We start from the raw sequence: 16,095 nt of genomic DNA, 5'->3' as shown, positions 1-16,095 counted from the left end.
AAATGATAGCAGAACTTGCTGTAATTGTGGTAATACTTATAACCGTTGGGTTTATTTATCTCAAAGGTACGATTTTAAAATCATTCTTGCTTTTTATAAACACCATCGTAGCCTCATCTGTCGCCTTTGCCTTCTTTGAGACCGCAGGACGGCTGATAGCTGGTTATGGTTATGGCGGCGAATGGATTTTCGGCGGCAGCTTCCTTATCATTTTTATCGTTATTTCTGTATTATTGAACACTCTGACAGACAAATTAATGCTCGCAGATTTATATATAGGCGACTTACAGGACAAGGCTATCAGGTCTGTTATCGCGGTATTTTCAGGCCTGGCTATCGCAGGGGTTATCCTTACGGCCGCCGCGATGATGCCCATAGGCACAAAGTGGCCTTATGAACGTTTTGCCGCAGATAATAAAAATATCAATCCGACAGAGCCTGAAAAAACACTGATTTTGAATGCTGACGGTTTTATTACAGGTTTCTCCAGTTGGCTGAGCCGCGGTTCTATGGGCGGCAAAAAAAGTCTGGCGACTTTTCATCCGGAACTGCTGAATGAATTGTACCTTAATCGCATCAGACAGGAAGCAGGCAATTCAATTATTGCAGGCTCAGAAGCTGTTACAGTAAAATCCGCACGCCTTGCCCCTGCCGGACTTATATCCGCCTCTGACAATCAGCCATTGAGTCCAAAATCGGGAACAACGGCTGTTATTGTTCAGGCCGGAATAGACAGCAGAACAATAAAGGAAGGCGGCGCCTTTACTGAAGACAATAAGGGAGCTTTTACTCTGGCACAGGTCAGACTATTATGCAAAACTGCCGATTCTGCCGACAATCTCGACGGCAGCAGTACCGTAGTCTGGCCGGTTGGTTTTATTAGAAGGGACAATATAGTTGACCGCAAAAATCTTAATGACGAGATTAAATTAAACCTGGCGGAGTTTTCGGGCGGCACTAAATGGTTTGATTTTGTCTTTTATATACCTGCCGATTCTGTACCTGTAATGCTGCAGTTTAAGCTTAATGCGGTTGCTCCTGTTGTAAAACTTCTGCGTGAAGAGAAAGAAAATACCCCCTCAGCAACGACGACTTCCGCCCCATAGCCGGTTAAGCTTCTACAAGCTGCAGCTCCCTCGTATCGGCCTCCATAAGGTTGTCAAGATAGCTGCTCAGGTCCGAGACAGAAAAACGAGCAAGAAACTCGGGTTTTGCGCTTCTGTTAATCTGGCAGATAAAATCAATTATTTCCCGCTTACTCATTTTTACATCTCCAAATAGTAAAACCATCATTTAGATAATTAAAATATCGGAACAAAGGGCATTTTTTCTTTAAAGCCTTAAATGACACAATGTTGACGGCCTATAACTGCGATTCCCAGGAGGCTACTACATATCGGCCGGGGGTATAAATTTTTACATTATATAGTTGCACTTTCCAAACCTGTTTGTATCATAAGTACGTGTCCTATAAAAACGGCTTCGGCGGGCAACAAGGCTTTATATTTTTTTTGCAATTATTTTTATATTTTCATCATTTTATTCTACTGCCCCCGGGACACTTGAACATATTTAACACAAGTGCCTTATGCTTAAAATTACCGACAATGCGTATAATCAGGCTTTAGGCCCAGATATGCCGAAGCTCAAACTCTGGACATCGCTCGGACTAATGCTGACTTACAAATGCACTGCCGAATGTGCCTTTTGCTATTATAAATGCGGACCCGACAAAAATGGACTTATGAGCCTTGAAACTGCTTTAAATGCATGGCAGGGTTTAAAAGCTCTTGCGGGCGATTCCGCTAAAATACATATCACAGGCGGCGAACCGTTTTTGTACTGGGACTCTCTTGCCGACCTGCTTGAAAATGGAACTAAACTTGGACTGGGCAATGTTGGAATGATAGAAACCAACGGCTTCTGGGCGGACAAAAAAACTGACATCGTCGACAAGCTCAAATTCCTCGATACGCACAATGTCAAAAAACTAAAAATAAGCTACGACCCGTTTCACGCTGAATTTGTCGAATATCAAAAAGTAAAACTCCTGGCCGAAACTGCCGCCGAAGTCCTCGGCACCGAAAGGGTCCTTGTCCGCTGGCAGGAATATCTCCAAAAAAACTTATCCGTCAGGGACATGTCGGAAGAAGAAAAAACTGTTGTTTTTGTAAATTCCATCAAAGACCACCCCTGCCGCTTCACTGGCCGGGCCGCTGATAAACTCACACAACTACTTGCCAATAAAGATGTTAAAGAAATTTCCGAACAAACCTGTCAAAACTCATTTCTTACCGCCAAAGGCATTCATATCGACCCTTATGGAAATGTTTTCAGCGGAGTATGCAGCGGAATAATCATTGGAAATATCAACGAAAAACCTCTGGATGAAGTTTGGCGGGGTTTTAATCCGACCAAAAAGAACTTTTTAAGCGTATTATTTAACAAAGGCCCTGCCGGACTCCTCGAAGAAGCAACTAAACATGGGTACGAAAAAAGCCGATTATATGTTGGTAAGTGCCATTTATGTACGGCTTTACGGCAATTTTTCTTTGACAAAGGTTTAGACAGGCCGATAATTGGCCCAAAAGATTGCTATACATAGCATGATGCGGAAGTGTAATGAGCGAAACGAATTATGATACTATTTTTGGGAAGCTGGTTCTTGACCAGGGCTATTGCACCGAGGAAGAACTATCCCATTGCAAAAAGCAGCTCAGGGACAGGCCCAAGGACAGTCCCGCTACGCTTGAACAGCTTTTAATATCCAATCGTTTTATCACTCCAAACCAGGCGAAAAGGTTAAAACAATCCGCTAAAGACGGCACCAAGGAAGGCAAGGACGTTGCTGAACAGATTCCCGGCTATAAAATTCTCGGCAAACTCGGCGCCGGTGCGATGGCCATTGTTTATAAGGCGAAACAGCTTAGCCTGGACAGGATAGTAGCCATAAAAATTCTGCCCCGCAGGTTCAGTGAAAATCCCGATTACGTCCAGAGGTTCTACAAAGAAGGCAAGGCCGCGGCCAAATTAAATCACAATAATATCGTTGGGGCTTACGATGTAGGCGAAGCCGGCGGCTATCACTACTTCGTTATGGAATATGTTGAAGGCAAAACTCTTTATGAGGACCTTTCGAAAGGCAAAATATTTTCCGAAGAGGAAGCGATAGTAATTACAAAACAGGTTGCCAGCGCTCTTGCGCACGCCCATTCAAAAGGGTTGATTCACAGGGACGTAAAACCGAAAAACGTAATGATTAACTCCGCCGGAACTGTAAAGCTGGCAGACCTTGGTCTTGCCAGGGATGCAGCCGACATAGAGATGGCCAAAAGCGAAGAGGGAAAGGCGTTCGGCACACCTTATTATATTTCGCCTGAGCAGATAAGAGGTGAAATCGACATCGATGGCCGCTGCGATATTTATTCACTCGGTGCGACCTTCTACCACATGGTAACAGGAAGAGTTCCGTTTGAAGCCTCGACCCCTTCGGAGGTGATGAGAAAGCATTTAAAGGAACCGCTTATTCCGCCCGACCATATCAATACAACGCTTTCGGCAGGAGTATCGGAAGTTATTGAAATGATGATGGCGAAGAAAAAACAGGATAGATATGCTTCTGCCGAGGAACTTCTGATTGACCTTGAAGCCGTTCGAATGGGAGAACCGCCTTTGAGGGCGTGGAAAAAATTCAAACTCGGCGACCTCCAGCAGCTCCAGCAGGGACAGCCGATCGAACCTGAAGCACAGCGCACTTATCAGGACGACACCGTAAGCAGGTACAGGGTGCTGATAGTTATTCTCAGTTCCGTTATAGCCGTCCTCGTTCTGCTCGTAATCTTCCTTTTCGCCTCAAAATAATTTCCTCCTGCAATTTACATTGACTAATAAGCATTTTAAGTTCATTATATTATTGATTTAATGGTAGTTTACGGAGTTTTTATGCCAAAAGGAGCCGCTCTCACATCGCAGGAGCTTGCTCTCGTATTGAGCCGTTATGACATCGGTATTATCCAGCAGATAAAACCGCTCATAGGCGGCAATAAGCGCGCTCCAAAGCAGATTATTATCTCCGATACCGGCAGATACCTGCTCAAAAGACGCGCAAAAGGCAAAGAGGACCGTCTCCGTGTCGAGTTCGCCCATGCCGTGCAGAATCATCTTAACGAAAAAAACTTCCCCGTCTCAAAGCTTGTGCCTGTACGGAATGCGAATAACACATTTCTTGAGTTGGACAATCACCTCTATGAGCTTTTTGAATTCGCAAACGGAGTCCGTTTTGACGGCAGCAGCGAATCGGTTATCGACGCCGGCTCTGTTCTCGCCGGGTTTCACGGCTTTTTGCGGGATTTTTCATATCAGCCGATGCCGCATAAAGGAAGTTTTCATAACTGCCGGTCCGTAAGGGAGCATCTGAAAAAAATCAGCTCAGAAAAACACGGCCACGTGGAACAAAGCCTCCGTAGAATAGTGGAATCGCTGATGACGATGTATAACAATTCGAGCATAAACGTAAATCAGCTTGGCTTTGACGACTGGGCAGGCCAGATTGTTCACGGCGACTGGCATCCGGGAAATATGCTTTTTGCCGGCGGGAAAATTATTGCTGTTCTTGATTTTGATTCGCTTAAGATTGCCCCGGTGATAACCGACATCGCAAACGGAGCACTGCAGTTTTCAATTATCGGCGGAAAACCAGACCCTGCCGAATGGCCCGACCATCTCGATCGAGAAATGTTCGCCGGATTTATTTACGGCTATTGCCGGGTAAATATGCTCGATGAAAAACAGCTTAAAACACTGCCGGATTTGATGATTGAAACACTTATCGCCGAAGCGGTTCTGCCGATAGCGGCAACAGGATTCTTTGTGAATTTTTCAGGAGCCGATTTCCTGAAGATGATTCACCGCAAATGCCTCTGGCTCGACAAAAACAGGCAGGCCCTGGCCGAGGCAATAGAAAATTCACTGCAGGATTTACCGAAATGACCGCCGATAAAATAACTACGAGACAGAAAATTATCGCCGCCGCGAAAAATCTCTTCAGCACTCACGGCTACAGCGAAGCGACTATCGACGATATAATCACCGCCGCCGGCGTGACAAAAGGCGCGTTTTATCATTACTTCAAAAGCAAAGAGGCCATTTGCACAGAAATAATAGATGACGTAAAAAAGGATTATCAGAATATCTTCGAGTCTCTGCCGAAGGATATCGACCCACTTGAAAAGCTGAAAACCGCAATTAAGAAAATCCTCGAATTGAATTGTTCCGGCCGGTGGGTAAACTGCAAACTCATACTGCACATCAGCACACAGGCTCATCTTTTGCAGTCCCCGATAAAACAAAAACTGGACGACTTCTGGAAATGGTATATAGGCCAATACCGCGAATTGATAACTCAATGCAGAAATTTGAACCTGACAGGAAAAAAGTTTTCAGTTCAGCAGCAGGTTGATTTTATTATGAGCATACTGATTGGGAATATCTGGACAAAAACTGTTTTTGACAGCAATTCGGACGGCGAAATTATCGATTACATCGTTGGAAAATTATAGCCCGTTTTAATCAGAGCACAGTTTCTGCAAATCGCTGATATTAAGCTGCTCGACGGAATCAACTATCACATCCGCGTTTCCCAGTTCTTCGGCGGGATAACTATTGGTTACAGCGGCCACTTTCATACCGGCCTTTTTGGCGGCAACGATTCCCCAGTGCGAATCTTCGATAACCACACACTCTTTCGCCGTAATCGGAGTTTTGGAGATAGTATTCAGTTCTTCAAGAGCCAGCAGATAACCTTCCGGGTCGGGCTTGCCTTTTTCAACATCGTCGGCTGTAATTATAATATCGAAACAATCCCCCAGTCCCGAATCTTTGAGCATTAGTTCTATATCGCCCGACAGTGCGCCCGAGTATATGCCGACATTTATGCCGCTGCTTTTAATTTTCTTTATCAGTTCCGGTATGCCGTCAAACAGGTGGTCGGTTTGCCGGATAACTTCCTCGAAAAACATCCCTTTTCGCTCGATAAGCTGTTTTATGGGAATTTCATTGTAATCGGTTTTGTACCGTTCTTTAATAGCCTCGAACATTTCGCAGTCGGTAAAGCCCAGATATTCGGAATAATACTCCTCCTTGCTGAGCTGGATGCCAAAGTCAGCCAGAACTTTGTTCGTAGCCGCCAAATGGCACGGCTCGGAATCCGAAATCACTCCGTCAAAATCAAATATTACAGCCTTTAGCACGCTGTTATTTCTCCTGTGGCACCGGACCTGCCAGAGTCTCGTACTGTTCGAACGTCGATCTGTCGCCGCCGAAGATATTTTCGACAATAGCTTTTATCATCGGAGTGTTCCTGGTGATATATCTGCGCGCGAGTATTTCTTTTCTCTTTTTCATACTCATTTTTTCGCCGCCTGCCGTATCGGTCTGCATATCGACCTTACTGCTTGCCTGTCCGCAGAACAGATACCCGCAGATAATACAAATCGCCGAATCCACAAGTCCTCTGCCGTAAAGGTCCATATAATCAACGCCGGTTTCCTTTGCAAAAGCCGCCGCTTTAAGCAGAAGTTCTGTATTCTTTTTGAGAATATCGAGCAGATCCTTAACCTGCGGCTCATAATGTCCAGCCGCGAGTTCCTCGATATACTTTTCCGCTGTTCCGCTGCATACGCCCCGAACAGCCGCGACAACCTGCAACTGGCTCGTGCCTTCGTATATTGTCGTGATTCTCGCGTCCCTTGCGAATCTTTCGCAGGGATAATCCCGCATAAATCCGCTTCCGCCGAGAATCTGTATCGCGTTATATGCAACCCTGTTGCACATTTCTGAACTAAAATATTTCGTCATCGGCGTAAGCATTCCCGCGTATCGGCCGTAACGTCTTGAAACATCTCTGAGCTTTTTAAGCTGTTCTTTGTCCGCGGGCGGATTAAATTCCATCTGCTTCGTATAACCTACATCATAGTCAACTACCCTGCTTGTTTCATAAAGAAGCGCCCTTGCCGTTTCGACATCAAGTTTCATATCGATAACCATATCCCGAACCGCCGGCAGTTTCTCAATCGGACCGCCAAACTGTTTTCTGCTCGCCGCGTAATCTCTTGCGACCCTGTATGCCGCCTCGCCGATTCCGAGCGACTGGCCTGATATGCCCAGTCTTGCGCCGTTCATAAGCGTCATAACATAAGGAGCGAGTCCGCGTTTTCTCTCGCCAATCAGTTCGCAGGGCGTATTGTCGAAAAACAACTCGCAGGTCGGCGAACCGTGAATGCCGAGCTTATCTTCGATTCTGCGAACGTGAACCGTCGGGCCTCTGTCGCAGACGAACAGACTTAAACCAAGTCCGCCGCTTCTGTCCGGCTCGCTTCTCGAAAGAACAAGCAGCACTTCACCGCAGCCGTTGGTTATAAAGCGTTTTACGCCGTGCAGGTACCAGTTGCCGCTGTCATCCTGAAAGGCTCTCAATTTACAGCTTTGCAGGTCGCTTCCCGCGTCAGGCTCGGTCAGAACCATTGCGCCGGTTACCTTTCCTGCGGCAAAATCATGCAGGTACTTCTGCTTTATTTCTTCCGATGCGAACGCATTGATTGTCTCTGCTATGCCCTGAAGACCGAATAAATTCATTAAAGAAGCATCGGCACGGGAAACTATTTCGATGGAGATTGAGTGAGCAAGGTTTGGGAAATTCAGTCCGCTGAATCTGTGCGGCAGAGTGGAACCCATAACATGGGCTTTTGCCAGCATATCGAGCGACTCTCTTGTGCCGTCAGCATAACTGACAGTGCCGTCTTCGTTAAGAGTGCTTCCCTGCCTGTCAATATCTTCGCTGCGCGGAGCAATAAAATCGCCGCTGAGTTTGCCGATCGAATCAAGCACAAGGTCATAATTTTCAATTGCATCGGCGGCATCTGCCGGAGCGTAATCAAATTCCTTTGCGAACTTGAAGCCCTCTTCCATCATATTGGCGGCACCGGCCATATCCACATGCCTGAACAAAAACTGAATATCGTCGTTATCTTTGTAGAAATTTGCCATCTTTTAAACTCTCGCCTTTATAGCTTTTATCATCTTTGGTACGATTTCATTAAGGTCGCCGACAATTTTATAGTGAGCGATATCGAAAATCGGAGCCTGCGGGTCGTTGTTGATTGCGATAATTTTCTGACTGTCGCTCATACCCGCCTGATGCTGAATAGCTCCGCTGATTCCGACCGCGATATACAAACTCGGCCTTACTGTTGTGCCGGTCTGTCCTACCTGGTGGTCCCTGTCGATAAATCCCAAATCGACCGCCGCTCTCGTAGCGCCGGGTGCGGCGCCCATCGCGTTGGCAAGGTCCCAGATTAACCGGAAGTTTTCCTTGCTGCCGACTCCTGCCCCGCCGGATACGACAATTCTCGAAGCCTTGAGATTGACTTTCTTTTCGCGTTTATGTTCCCTGAGAATTTCCAGCGGCAGTTCATCGTGCGTTAGATGTACATTTTCAACGATGATTTTGCCTTTTCTCGTGCCGATAGCGTCGGGCATCGGCATAACGCCTTCGCGAACCGTTGCCATCTGCGGCCAGCGGTCGTAATTTATAATCGTCGCGATAATATTTCCGCCGAACGCCGGCCTTATTTGCAGCAGAAGATTTTTATAAACTTTATCCTTGCTCTCATGGTCGCCAATCTGCAAATCGGTACAGTCGGCCGTAAGACCGGCCTTTGTCGCGCTTGCAACTCGCGGTGCAAGGTCTCTTCCGCAGGGGCTTGCCCCGTAAATCATTATCTGAGGCTCGTATTTATGAACAAGGTCGTATATCACCTTGCTGTAGCTGTTGGCCTGGTAGTGTTCCAGCAGCGGATGTTCGAGCACATAAACCGTATCGGCTCCGTAATGGCAGAGCTTTTCCGCAAGGCCCTTGACCTCATCGCCGATAAGAACCGCTCCGACTTTAACGCCGAGCTTATCGCCGAGCATCCTTGCCCTTCCGAGCAGTTCAAGGCCGATGTCTTCAAGTTTGCCTTCATGCTGTTCGGCAAATACCCATACTTCCCCTTTCGGGTTGACTGAAATCATAGAATCATCCTGAAATTAACTTATAGTCTTATCTGATATTAATTCGTGAATCATATCCGTGATGCCCTTTTCGCTCGTCTCAACTGTTTTGCTTTCGCGTGCAGTCAAAACTACGCTTTGAATACGGTGCACTTTTGTCGGTGAACCGTCTCTGCCGCACCACTGTAAATCAGCGTTGAGATAATCGAGGTCCCACTGTTTTATCAGCAGGCCTTTTTCCTCCAGCTCTTCCACTTTTGCCTGTACGAGCTGTTTCAATTCAGTCTCATTTGCGGCAGGGTTATTCTGCTTTAGCTGCATTTGAATTTCAACAGGCGTCCTGGCCTTTTTATATTTCATCAGTCTTTTCGCCACTGACACTCGCGGCTCGTTTGCCTCGTCGATAACTGTAAGCAGAACAGGCAGTTTGCATTTCACTTCCTGCCAGCCGTTGCCGACATTTCGTCTTGCGGTCATCAAGTGATTTTCAAGACTGATAAGTTCTTCGACATAAGTAATCTGAGGGATATTTAATTTTTCAGCAAGCTGAGGACCTACCTGTGCGGTATCGCCGTCGATTGCCTGTCTTCCGCAGAGTACTATATCGTAATCAATTTTTTTAACGGCACAGCTCAGGATATAGCTCGTTGCCAGTGTATCGCTTGCCGCGCATCGTCTGTCGGTAACAAGTATCGCGTCATCGGCGCCTCTGTAGAGAGCTTCGCGTAAAACTGCGCTTGCCGCGGGCAGTCCCATAGCGATTGCGGTTACTTTGCCGCCGAATTTATCTTTTATATCCAGTGCCAGTTCGAGTGCATTAAGGTCTTCCGGATTAAAAATCGCCGGCAGAGCGCCTCTATTGACGGTGCCGTCGTCATTCATCGCATCGACAGTGATTCTCTTGGTGTCGGGCACCTGTTTTATCAGTACAACACAATTATAAGCCAATCTGAACTCCTTATATCAGGATTTATAATGGGTTAAAGAGCGGATAGTTTAGCTAAATTCGAGGATATGTCAACCTTAAAACATTCTTGCCGACAAACAAGATAAATTATTCCCTGACCGGCATAATTCCGACCCCGCCGCCGAGGACCGCGCTCGCCGAGCCGGTCTTGAGGTTATATTCTATCGCGTCGGCAAATACCCCGTTCAGCATACACGGCATTTCCGGCGTGCCTGAGACCGTCATAAAATCTTCTGCCGCGTTATAATTAAGTTCTTTGCCCGCGAATTCATACCTGCCCTGCTCATAGTAAACGATTCCGCCGGCTGCCTTAAGTTTCTTAAGCTGAGAATTGCCCGGCGTTGGTTCAAAATAATCGATATCGACCTGTCTGGTATCGATTGTGATTCTTGGTCCGTAGCCGGTTTCGATAATCGGCACATATCCGATGTGAATACCTGCTGTTTTTTCGCTGGAGGCGCTTACGTGCATCGAATTTGTGTCCCAGACAAGTTTGGTAAACCCTTCGACCAGTGCGAAACACGGCTTGTCGAGCGATTTCTGTCCGGAAGACTTACTGACATTTTTCGCGGTATTGCTGTATTCGATTTTGCCTTTGCCCACGGCGATTATATCTTCACTGGCGCGGTCATAATCGATTCTTTCGGATTTGAGTCTGACATGGCTCAATTTCGTTTTGTCAAGCGTCCTCACCGATTCCAGCCTGACATTCGGCCCAAATACTGTTATGTGCGATATATCAGAAGAGTTCATAAGGTCTCCTCTGCCCTTTTCTCCGTTAAGAGTCGCGACAAGTTTGCTGCCGTAGAAAACATTTTCTTCGTCATATAAATCCGCCTGTTTGATAAACGCGCCTTTCACATCGCCGAAAAACGCTGCCTCTTTGTCAGGCACGACAAACTGGGCCCCTTGTTTTGCGCTTATAATAAACGGCGTTTTCCCGCGGCCTTTAGGTGCTTTTATCTGCGGATAAAAAACCAGTTCCACCTTTCCCTCAGCGCTGGCCGTCTCGGTGGCGATATCGTAATTTATTTTCTGCGAGATAAGTACATTCCGCTGACCGAGCCAGTAGAACATATCGCTGCCGAGCTGATAAAAGCCTTTGAACTCCGCAGGCTTTACCTCGTCATAATCGCCTGATGCGACAGGTTTAATTATCATAGGCCCGTCACATTTTACCGTAGCGACTATAGGTTTCCGCTGCTGTGTCAATTGTTTTATTTCTTCCGTCTTTACCGCCGAAGTTTCCGTCGAAGCGGTTGTTTGTGTGCCGGCTTGCGGCGGCTGTTGCTGCTGATCCGCCGACTGTGCCTGCGACCAGAGAAGATTCGTTATGGAAATCTCATCGGCAAGAACAACCTCCTCTTTATATTCTATTTTTACATTATCCCTGAACAGGCACTGGTAGTTATCCTCTTTTTCAGCGGCTGCCGCCCCGCCCGCACCGGATTCGGAAGGTACTGCCGCAATAGCCGCAGGTTTGGGTTGTTTAGGCGTCTTCGATATTTCCGGCGAAGCGTCATTTGCGTCGGCGATTGTTTCAGGCAGACTTCGTATGTTCAAAAATTCAATTTGCTTTATCTTAAAGTATTCCAGCCTGTTGGTGGCATTGTTATAGACTATTTCCAGACCTTTTCCCATAAGGTCCGCGTCAACCGATACGAAATTAACATCGTTGTTGGACCAGAGCATTGAACGGTCGCTGTCAAAGGCCACCTCGTTAAGATAGATATAACTATCCGAGCGTTTGCCCTGTCCAAGCACATGAACGATAACATTGCCTTTCAGGATTGCCTGTTTGGGCGAAGGGTCTGCCCCTTCGACATTTTCAAGTTCAACTGTGCCGGTATCCGCGGTGATATCGCAGCGGAGGTTTTCCTGGAAAATGTTCATATATGGCTTGTCGAGCACCCATTCATCGCCGCTTTTATGCAGTACTTTTTCGAACCCGACGACACGTTTGAGTTTTCTTGTTTTCGGGTCTACCGTTTCGAAACGGGCCCGTTCGACATATTCGAGCCTTGCCTGTCCCACCTGCCCGGCGTTGGCATCGTTGTCAAACCCGTTTACATCGCTTCCTGCCGATTGATAGGCAGGTTTCGATATCTTTATAATGCCGATATTACCGAATATCCTGTAGAGCAGAAAGACAAACAGCACTACGGCAAACGAAATAAACCAGATTTTGAATTTTCTATTCTGAATCATAATACAGCCGATTAGTTTCAAATAAGATAACGTTCCATCAGTACCGTCCACTGGCCTGTGTTCTTGAGAATATATTCCACAACCTCTCTTACGGCTCCGTTGCCGCCGGTTCCTGAGGTTACATAATGGGCACAACTTTTAAGTTCATCGACCGCATTGGCCACAGCGACGCCGAAGCCGGCACGTCTTACTATTGGGATATCGAGCACATCATCGCCTATATAGGCAATGTTTTTAGGTTCAAGCTGCGAATCCGCCAGGAGCTTTTCGAAACAGGCAAGTTTCTCCTGACAGGGCTGGTATAAAAAGTCGATTTCCAGTTCTTTGGCTCTTTGTTTTGTTACGGCGCTTTCTCTGCCGCTTATCAGTGCCGCCTTCAGACCCGCCCTTCGCCACATTCTTATGCCGTGTCCGTCCAGCAGATTGAAGGCCTTGGACTCCGAACCGTCTGAGCTTATTATTATTTTCCCATCGGTCAGAACGCCGTCAACGTCCATCGCCAGCAGTTTTATTTGTTTAAGGTCCGTCTTGTTTATATGCGTCATCCGGGCTAACCTACAATCTTTATCGAAACAACGTCCTGTACGTCTATCATACCGACAGGTCTGTTTTCTTCGTCGACAACAGGTAAATCGTCGATTCTGTGTTTATGGAATATCGCCATAGCTTCAGCGGCAAGTGCGCTGGCTCTGATTCTCTTGCAGTTTGTCGTCATTATATCTTTGACTTTGCTGTCAAAAATTTTGGCTCCATCTTTCGCCATAATCCTTCTCAAATCAGCATCGGTAACAATTCCCGTCAGCTTACCGGCCGCATCGACAATCATTACTGCTCCGTGTCTTTTTACGTCGCTGTTTTTATTAAGCAATTCCCCGACAGTATCGTCAGTCTTTGCTATCGGAAGTTTTTCTCCTGCCTTGAACATCATCGATTGCTCGACAGTAATAAGTTTTGCCCCCAGCGAACCGCCGGGATGAAACCGCGCGTAATCTTCGACGCTGAACTCTCTTGCCTTCATCACTATAAGCGCCAGCGCATCGCCCACCGCCAGCATACAGGTCGTCGAAACGCTCGGAGCAACACCCAGCGGACAGGCTTCGTCAAGCTGCCCCATACATAAAACAATATCGCTGTAAGTTGCCAAACGTGACTGTTTATCTCCTGTAATCGCAACAAGCTTTACTTCAAGCTGTTTGACAATATTTATCAAACGGATAATTTCGTCTGTTTCGCCGCCGTAACTCAACACAAGTACGATGTCTTCTTTTCGTAATCTGCCCAGGTCGCCGTGAATAGCTTCAGCCGGATGCAGAAAATGGCTCGGCGTGCCTGTCGATGCGAGTGTAGCGCTGATTTTCTGGCCGACAATTCCGGCTTTCCCTATGCCCGTAACTATGACTGAGCCTTTGCAGGAATAAATAAGTTCCGCAGCGCCGGCAAAGGCATTATCGATAATTTTTGCCATTCGCGCCACGCCCTTTGCTTCGGCGTCTATTACTTCCCTTGCGTATTCAAGGTCGAATTTCATTCGGCTGTTCCGTTCCTTTAAATTTTCACAATTCCTTCACGTTCATCGAAGCATATTACATTATATTGCTCCGCCCAGCAAGTTTCATCGGGACGGATTCTTATTTGTTTTTGTTCGTTCGCTTCAATTCTGGCGATTATCGCCCGCCGCTGATTCAGCAGGAAATCCGCAACCGCGGGAGGCACTGTAAGTTCGATTCTTTTTACTTCCTTCCTCGCTGCCGCCATATTAAGCGTCCTTACTATTTCTATCGCCGACGATTCGGGGCTTTTAATCATCCCGCTTCCGCTGCAGTAGGGACATTTCAGGTAATTGCTCAGTTGCAGGCTCGGCCGAACCCTCTGCCTTGTCATCTCGATAATTCCGAACGCGCTGATTCGCAGTATCCTGCTTCGTGCCCGGTCGCTTACCAAAGCGCTCCGAAACGCCTTTTCAACCTCTCTTCTGTTCTTGTTGTCGCGCATATCGATAAAATCGCAGATAATCAGCCCGCCCATATCGCGAAGTTTCAGCTGCCTCGCGATTTCCTTCGCAGCCTCAAGATTCAGTTTAAGTGCGGTTTGTTCGGCGTTTTCATGTTTTGTATATTTCCCGCTGTTAACATCTATTGCGACCAGCGCCTCGGTTTGCTCGATAACAATTGAACCGCCGTTTTTCAAATCCACGTTTCTCGAATGGATCTTCCGGATTTCATCTTCTATTCTGTATTTATGAAACAGCGGCATTTTGCCGTCATGATATGTTACGCGTTTTATCATCCGTGGCTGAACTATCGCCAGGAAATCCCTGATTCTGCGGCATACAATCTCGCTGTCGCATATAATCCTGCTTATGTTATTATTGAAAATATCGCGCATCGTACGAATCACGAGGTCAGACTCGCGGTATAATTCTGCCGGCGACTGTATGCCCTCTATTCGCTTATGGATTGCCTTCCATAATCTGTCAATATAGTCCATATCCTTCTGGATGTCTTTTTTGGAACAGCCGGAGCTTGCGGTACGAAGAATAAATCCCGCCTTGTCCGGACGATTGACTTCGTCAAGAATCGTTCTCAGTCTTGCCCGTTCCTGCTCGTCTTCAATCTTTTGCGATACGCCCAGGTCATGCATCCATGGCATCATTACAAGATATTTGCCCGGCAGCGACAGGTACGTTGACAACGTAGGCCCCTTGGTATTTATACCTTCTTTTGTAACCTGAACTATCACGTCCTGCCCTCTTTTGAGGCACTGCTGAATAGGAGGCCTTTCCCTCAGCGATTTTCTTTTCCCGATATGCTCGGTATATTCCTGGCCCTTCCGCATAAAGTATTTCGGATGCAGGTCGCTTATATGAAGAAAACCGTTTTTGCCCAGACCGAAATCGATGAACGCCGCCTGTATCGCAGGCTCGACGTTTACTACTTTTCCCATGTAAATATTGCCGACATGACTTGCCAGCGAGGGCCTTTCGATATAAAGCTCCTCCAGGCTGCCGTTTTCTACAACAGCAATCCTGCACTCCTCAGCTTCCGCAACGTTTATAAGCATTTCTATTGCCATATATTTATTATCCTTATTTGTTTAATTATTTTAAAATTTTATTAATTCATCTGCCAGTTGACTTTTTTTCTGACCATTGAGATTCCGATTCTCTCCGGCTCAAGGCCCAAAAGTCTTAATATCTCATCGGGCCTTATTGTTCCTTTGTCTGTAATCTTAGAGACGACTTTGATTCCTTCCGGAACCTGCTCGAACGATTTCAGAAATTTGCCGACATCGACAGTTTTCACGGAACCTTTTTCGTCAACTGTTCTTTCAATCGTCATCTCTTCACCTGCCCGGATAAGACCGTTGAGCTTATCCGCTTGCGCTGAAACTTTCACAAGTTCCTCCGCATCGTTTATAAATACAAGATATTCAGCCTCGAGCGGTTGATAAGTAACCCTTCCGTTGTGAACTGTCAGTTCCGTCAGACAAAAACCTTCAGGCATCTGGGCGGCGATACTTTTAAAAAGTTCTTTGTTCAAATCGCCATTTTCCCCAGGCCTGCCGTCAGTTACAGGCTGGCAGGAAATCTGCGCACAGAATAGTTCGTCTTCCGAGGCAATTCCTACACTTTTCGGCAGCGGCAGCGAAAGTTTTGGACGCGGATTATACCCCTGGCTGTAAATCAGGTCTGCACCGCTTCTAAGCAGAGCCCGCTGGACAACTTTCAACGCTTCCTGATGTGATAAAAACCTGACACTGCCGTGTATTTTGTACCTTCCAGCCAATGTCCGTACATTCAGTTCTATTTGCAAATCTCCAAATTTCGTTTTACAATTTTATATCGATAAATCCGCTCCAGCGGATTTCACAAT

15 protein-coding genes are annotated in these 16,095 nt (G+C 46.7%); 5 read left to right on the top strand and 10 right to left on the bottom strand.

The features are described 5' to 3' along the window. The first annotated feature begins 2 nt into the window (after window positions 1-2). Complete coding sequence (locus WC496_11570; protein MFA5293654.1) at window positions 3-1,106, top strand: CvpA family protein; 1,104 nt, start codon at window positions 3-5, stop codon at window positions 1,104-1,106. 4 nt (window positions 1,107-1,110) lie between these two features. Here the strand turns inward: WC496_11570 and WC496_11565 are convergent, their stop codons facing one another. Next, window positions 1,111-1,263 carry a hypothetical protein gene (locus tag WC496_11565; GenBank protein MFA5293653.1) on the bottom strand — a complete coding sequence of 51 codons (153 nt, stop codon included), beginning with the start codon at window positions 1,261-1,263 and terminating at the stop codon, window positions 1,111-1,113. A 325-nt stretch (window positions 1,264-1,588) separates the two neighbouring features. On the opposite strand from WC496_11565, the gene WC496_11560 reads away from it, so the two are divergent. The 4 genes from WC496_11560 (at window position 1,589) to WC496_11545 (ending at window position 5,558) form a co-directional block, all read left to right on the top strand. Continuing rightward, entirely contained in the window at window positions 1,589-2,605 is a 1,017-nt protein-coding gene (locus WC496_11560) for a radical SAM protein (GenBank protein ID MFA5293652.1), read from the top strand. A 17-nt stretch (window positions 2,606-2,622) separates the two neighbouring features. Continuing rightward, window positions 2,623-3,861, top strand: a complete 1,239-nt coding sequence (locus tag WC496_11555) for a serine/threonine-protein kinase (GenBank protein ID MFA5293651.1) — start codon at window positions 2,623-2,625, stop codon at window positions 3,859-3,861. Between the two features lie 81 nt (window positions 3,862-3,942). Continuing rightward, on the top strand, window positions 3,943-4,989 hold the full coding sequence (locus WC496_11550; GenBank protein MFA5293650.1) for a phosphotransferase: 1,047 nt from the start codon (window positions 3,943-3,945) through the stop codon (window positions 4,987-4,989). Next, the gene (locus WC496_11545) at window positions 4,986-5,558 is read left to right on the top strand and encodes a TetR/AcrR family transcriptional regulator (GenBank protein MFA5293649.1); all 573 of its coding nucleotides are present in this window, start codon (window positions 4,986-4,988) and stop codon (window positions 5,556-5,558) included. The genes WC496_11550 and WC496_11545 overlap by 4 nt, the downstream gene beginning before the upstream one ends. Before the next feature lie 6 nt (window positions 5,559-5,564). On the opposite strand, the gene WC496_11540 is transcribed toward WC496_11545, so the two are convergent. From WC496_11540 to WC496_11500, 9 genes are all read right to left on the bottom strand, one after another. Next, window positions 5,565-6,248, bottom strand: a complete 684-nt coding sequence (locus WC496_11540) for an HAD family phosphatase (GenBank protein MFA5293648.1) — start codon at window positions 6,246-6,248, stop codon at window positions 5,565-5,567. A 4-nt stretch (window positions 6,249-6,252) separates the two neighbouring features. Then, complete coding sequence (locus tag WC496_11535; GenBank protein ID MFA5293647.1) at window positions 6,253-8,043, bottom strand: acyl-CoA dehydrogenase family protein; 1,791 nt, start codon at window positions 8,041-8,043, stop codon at window positions 6,253-6,255. Window positions 8,044-8,046: 3 nt separating this feature from the next. Next, the gene (locus WC496_11530) at window positions 8,047-9,069 is read right to left on the bottom strand and encodes an electron transfer flavoprotein subunit alpha/FixB family protein (GenBank protein MFA5293646.1); all 1,023 of its coding nucleotides are present in this window, start codon (window positions 9,067-9,069) and stop codon (window positions 8,047-8,049) included. Between the two features lie 15 nt (window positions 9,070-9,084). Continuing rightward, window positions 9,085-9,996 (bottom strand): electron transfer flavoprotein subunit beta/FixA family protein, encoded by a 912-nt coding sequence (locus WC496_11525; GenBank protein ID MFA5293645.1) that lies wholly within the window; start codon window positions 9,994-9,996, stop codon window positions 9,085-9,087. A 106-nt stretch (window positions 9,997-10,102) separates the two neighbouring features. Continuing rightward, window positions 10,103-12,274, bottom strand: coding sequence for a hypothetical protein (locus tag WC496_11520; protein ID MFA5293644.1), 2,172 nt, complete (start codon window positions 12,272-12,274; stop codon window positions 10,103-10,105). Further along, a complete protein-coding gene (locus tag WC496_11515) occupies window positions 12,241-12,768 on the bottom strand; it encodes an HAD hydrolase family protein (GenBank protein ID MFA5293643.1) in 528 nt (175 codons plus the stop codon). Before WC496_11515 ends, WC496_11520 begins: the two co-directional genes overlap by 34 nt. Window positions 12,769-12,773: 5 nt before the next feature. Further along, window positions 12,774-13,751, bottom strand: a complete 978-nt coding sequence (locus WC496_11510; protein MFA5293642.1) for a KpsF/GutQ family sugar-phosphate isomerase — start codon at window positions 13,749-13,751, stop codon at window positions 12,774-12,776. A gap of 17 nt (window positions 13,752-13,768) precedes the next feature. Then, complete coding sequence (locus tag WC496_11505) at window positions 13,769-15,295, bottom strand: Rne/Rng family ribonuclease (protein MFA5293641.1); 1,527 nt, start codon at window positions 15,293-15,295, stop codon at window positions 13,769-13,771. A 41-nt stretch (window positions 15,296-15,336) separates the two neighbouring features. Further along, on the bottom strand, window positions 15,337-16,035 hold the full coding sequence (locus WC496_11500; GenBank protein ID MFA5293640.1) for a TIGR03936 family radical SAM-associated protein: 699 nt from the start codon (window positions 16,033-16,035) through the stop codon (window positions 15,337-15,339). Between the last annotated feature and the right edge of the window lie 60 nt (window positions 16,036-16,095).

The sequence above is a fragment of the Phycisphaerae bacterium genome, from assembly GCA_041652575.1.
Classification (GTDB): domain Bacteria; phylum Planctomycetota; class Phycisphaerae; order Sedimentisphaerales; family UBA12454; genus UBA12454.
Note: the sequence above shows the minus strand (reverse complement) of the source record. Positions and strands in the feature narration are given on the sequence as shown.

Excerpts from the sequence above, each read along its gene's own strand:
- WC496_11570 (MFA5293654.1), top strand. The coding sequence starts at position 3 with ATGATAGCAGAACTTGCTGTAATTGTGGTAATACTTATAACCGTTGGG.
- WC496_11565 (MFA5293653.1), bottom strand. The coding sequence starts at position 1,263 with ATGAGTAAGCGGGAAATAATTGATTTTATCTGCCAGATTAACAGAAGC.
- WC496_11560 (MFA5293652.1), top strand. The coding sequence starts at position 1,589 with ATGCTTAAAATTACCGACAATGCGTATAATCAGGCTTTAGGCCCAGAT.
- WC496_11555 (MFA5293651.1), top strand. The coding sequence starts at position 2,623 with ATGAGCGAAACGAATTATGATACTATTTTTGGGAAGCTGGTTCTTGAC.
- WC496_11550 (MFA5293650.1), top strand. The coding sequence starts at position 3,943 with ATGCCAAAAGGAGCCGCTCTCACATCGCAGGAGCTTGCTCTCGTATTG.
- WC496_11545 (MFA5293649.1), top strand. The coding sequence starts at position 4,986 with ATGACCGCCGATAAAATAACTACGAGACAGAAAATTATCGCCGCCGCG.
- WC496_11535 (MFA5293647.1), bottom strand. The coding sequence starts at position 8,043 with ATGGCAAATTTCTACAAAGATAACGACGATATTCAGTTTTTGTTCAGG.
- WC496_11530 (MFA5293646.1), bottom strand. The coding sequence starts at position 9,069 with ATGATTTCAGTCAACCCGAAAGGGGAAGTATGGGTATTTGCCGAACAG.
- WC496_11515 (MFA5293643.1), bottom strand. The coding sequence starts at position 12,768 with ATGACGCATATAAACAAGACGGACCTTAAACAAATAAAACTGCTGGCG.
- WC496_11510 (MFA5293642.1), bottom strand. The coding sequence starts at position 13,751 with ATGAAATTCGACCTTGAATACGCAAGGGAAGTAATAGACGCCGAAGCA.
- WC496_11505 (MFA5293641.1), bottom strand. The coding sequence starts at position 15,295 with ATGGCAATAGAAATGCTTATAAACGTTGCGGAAGCTGAGGAGTGCAGG.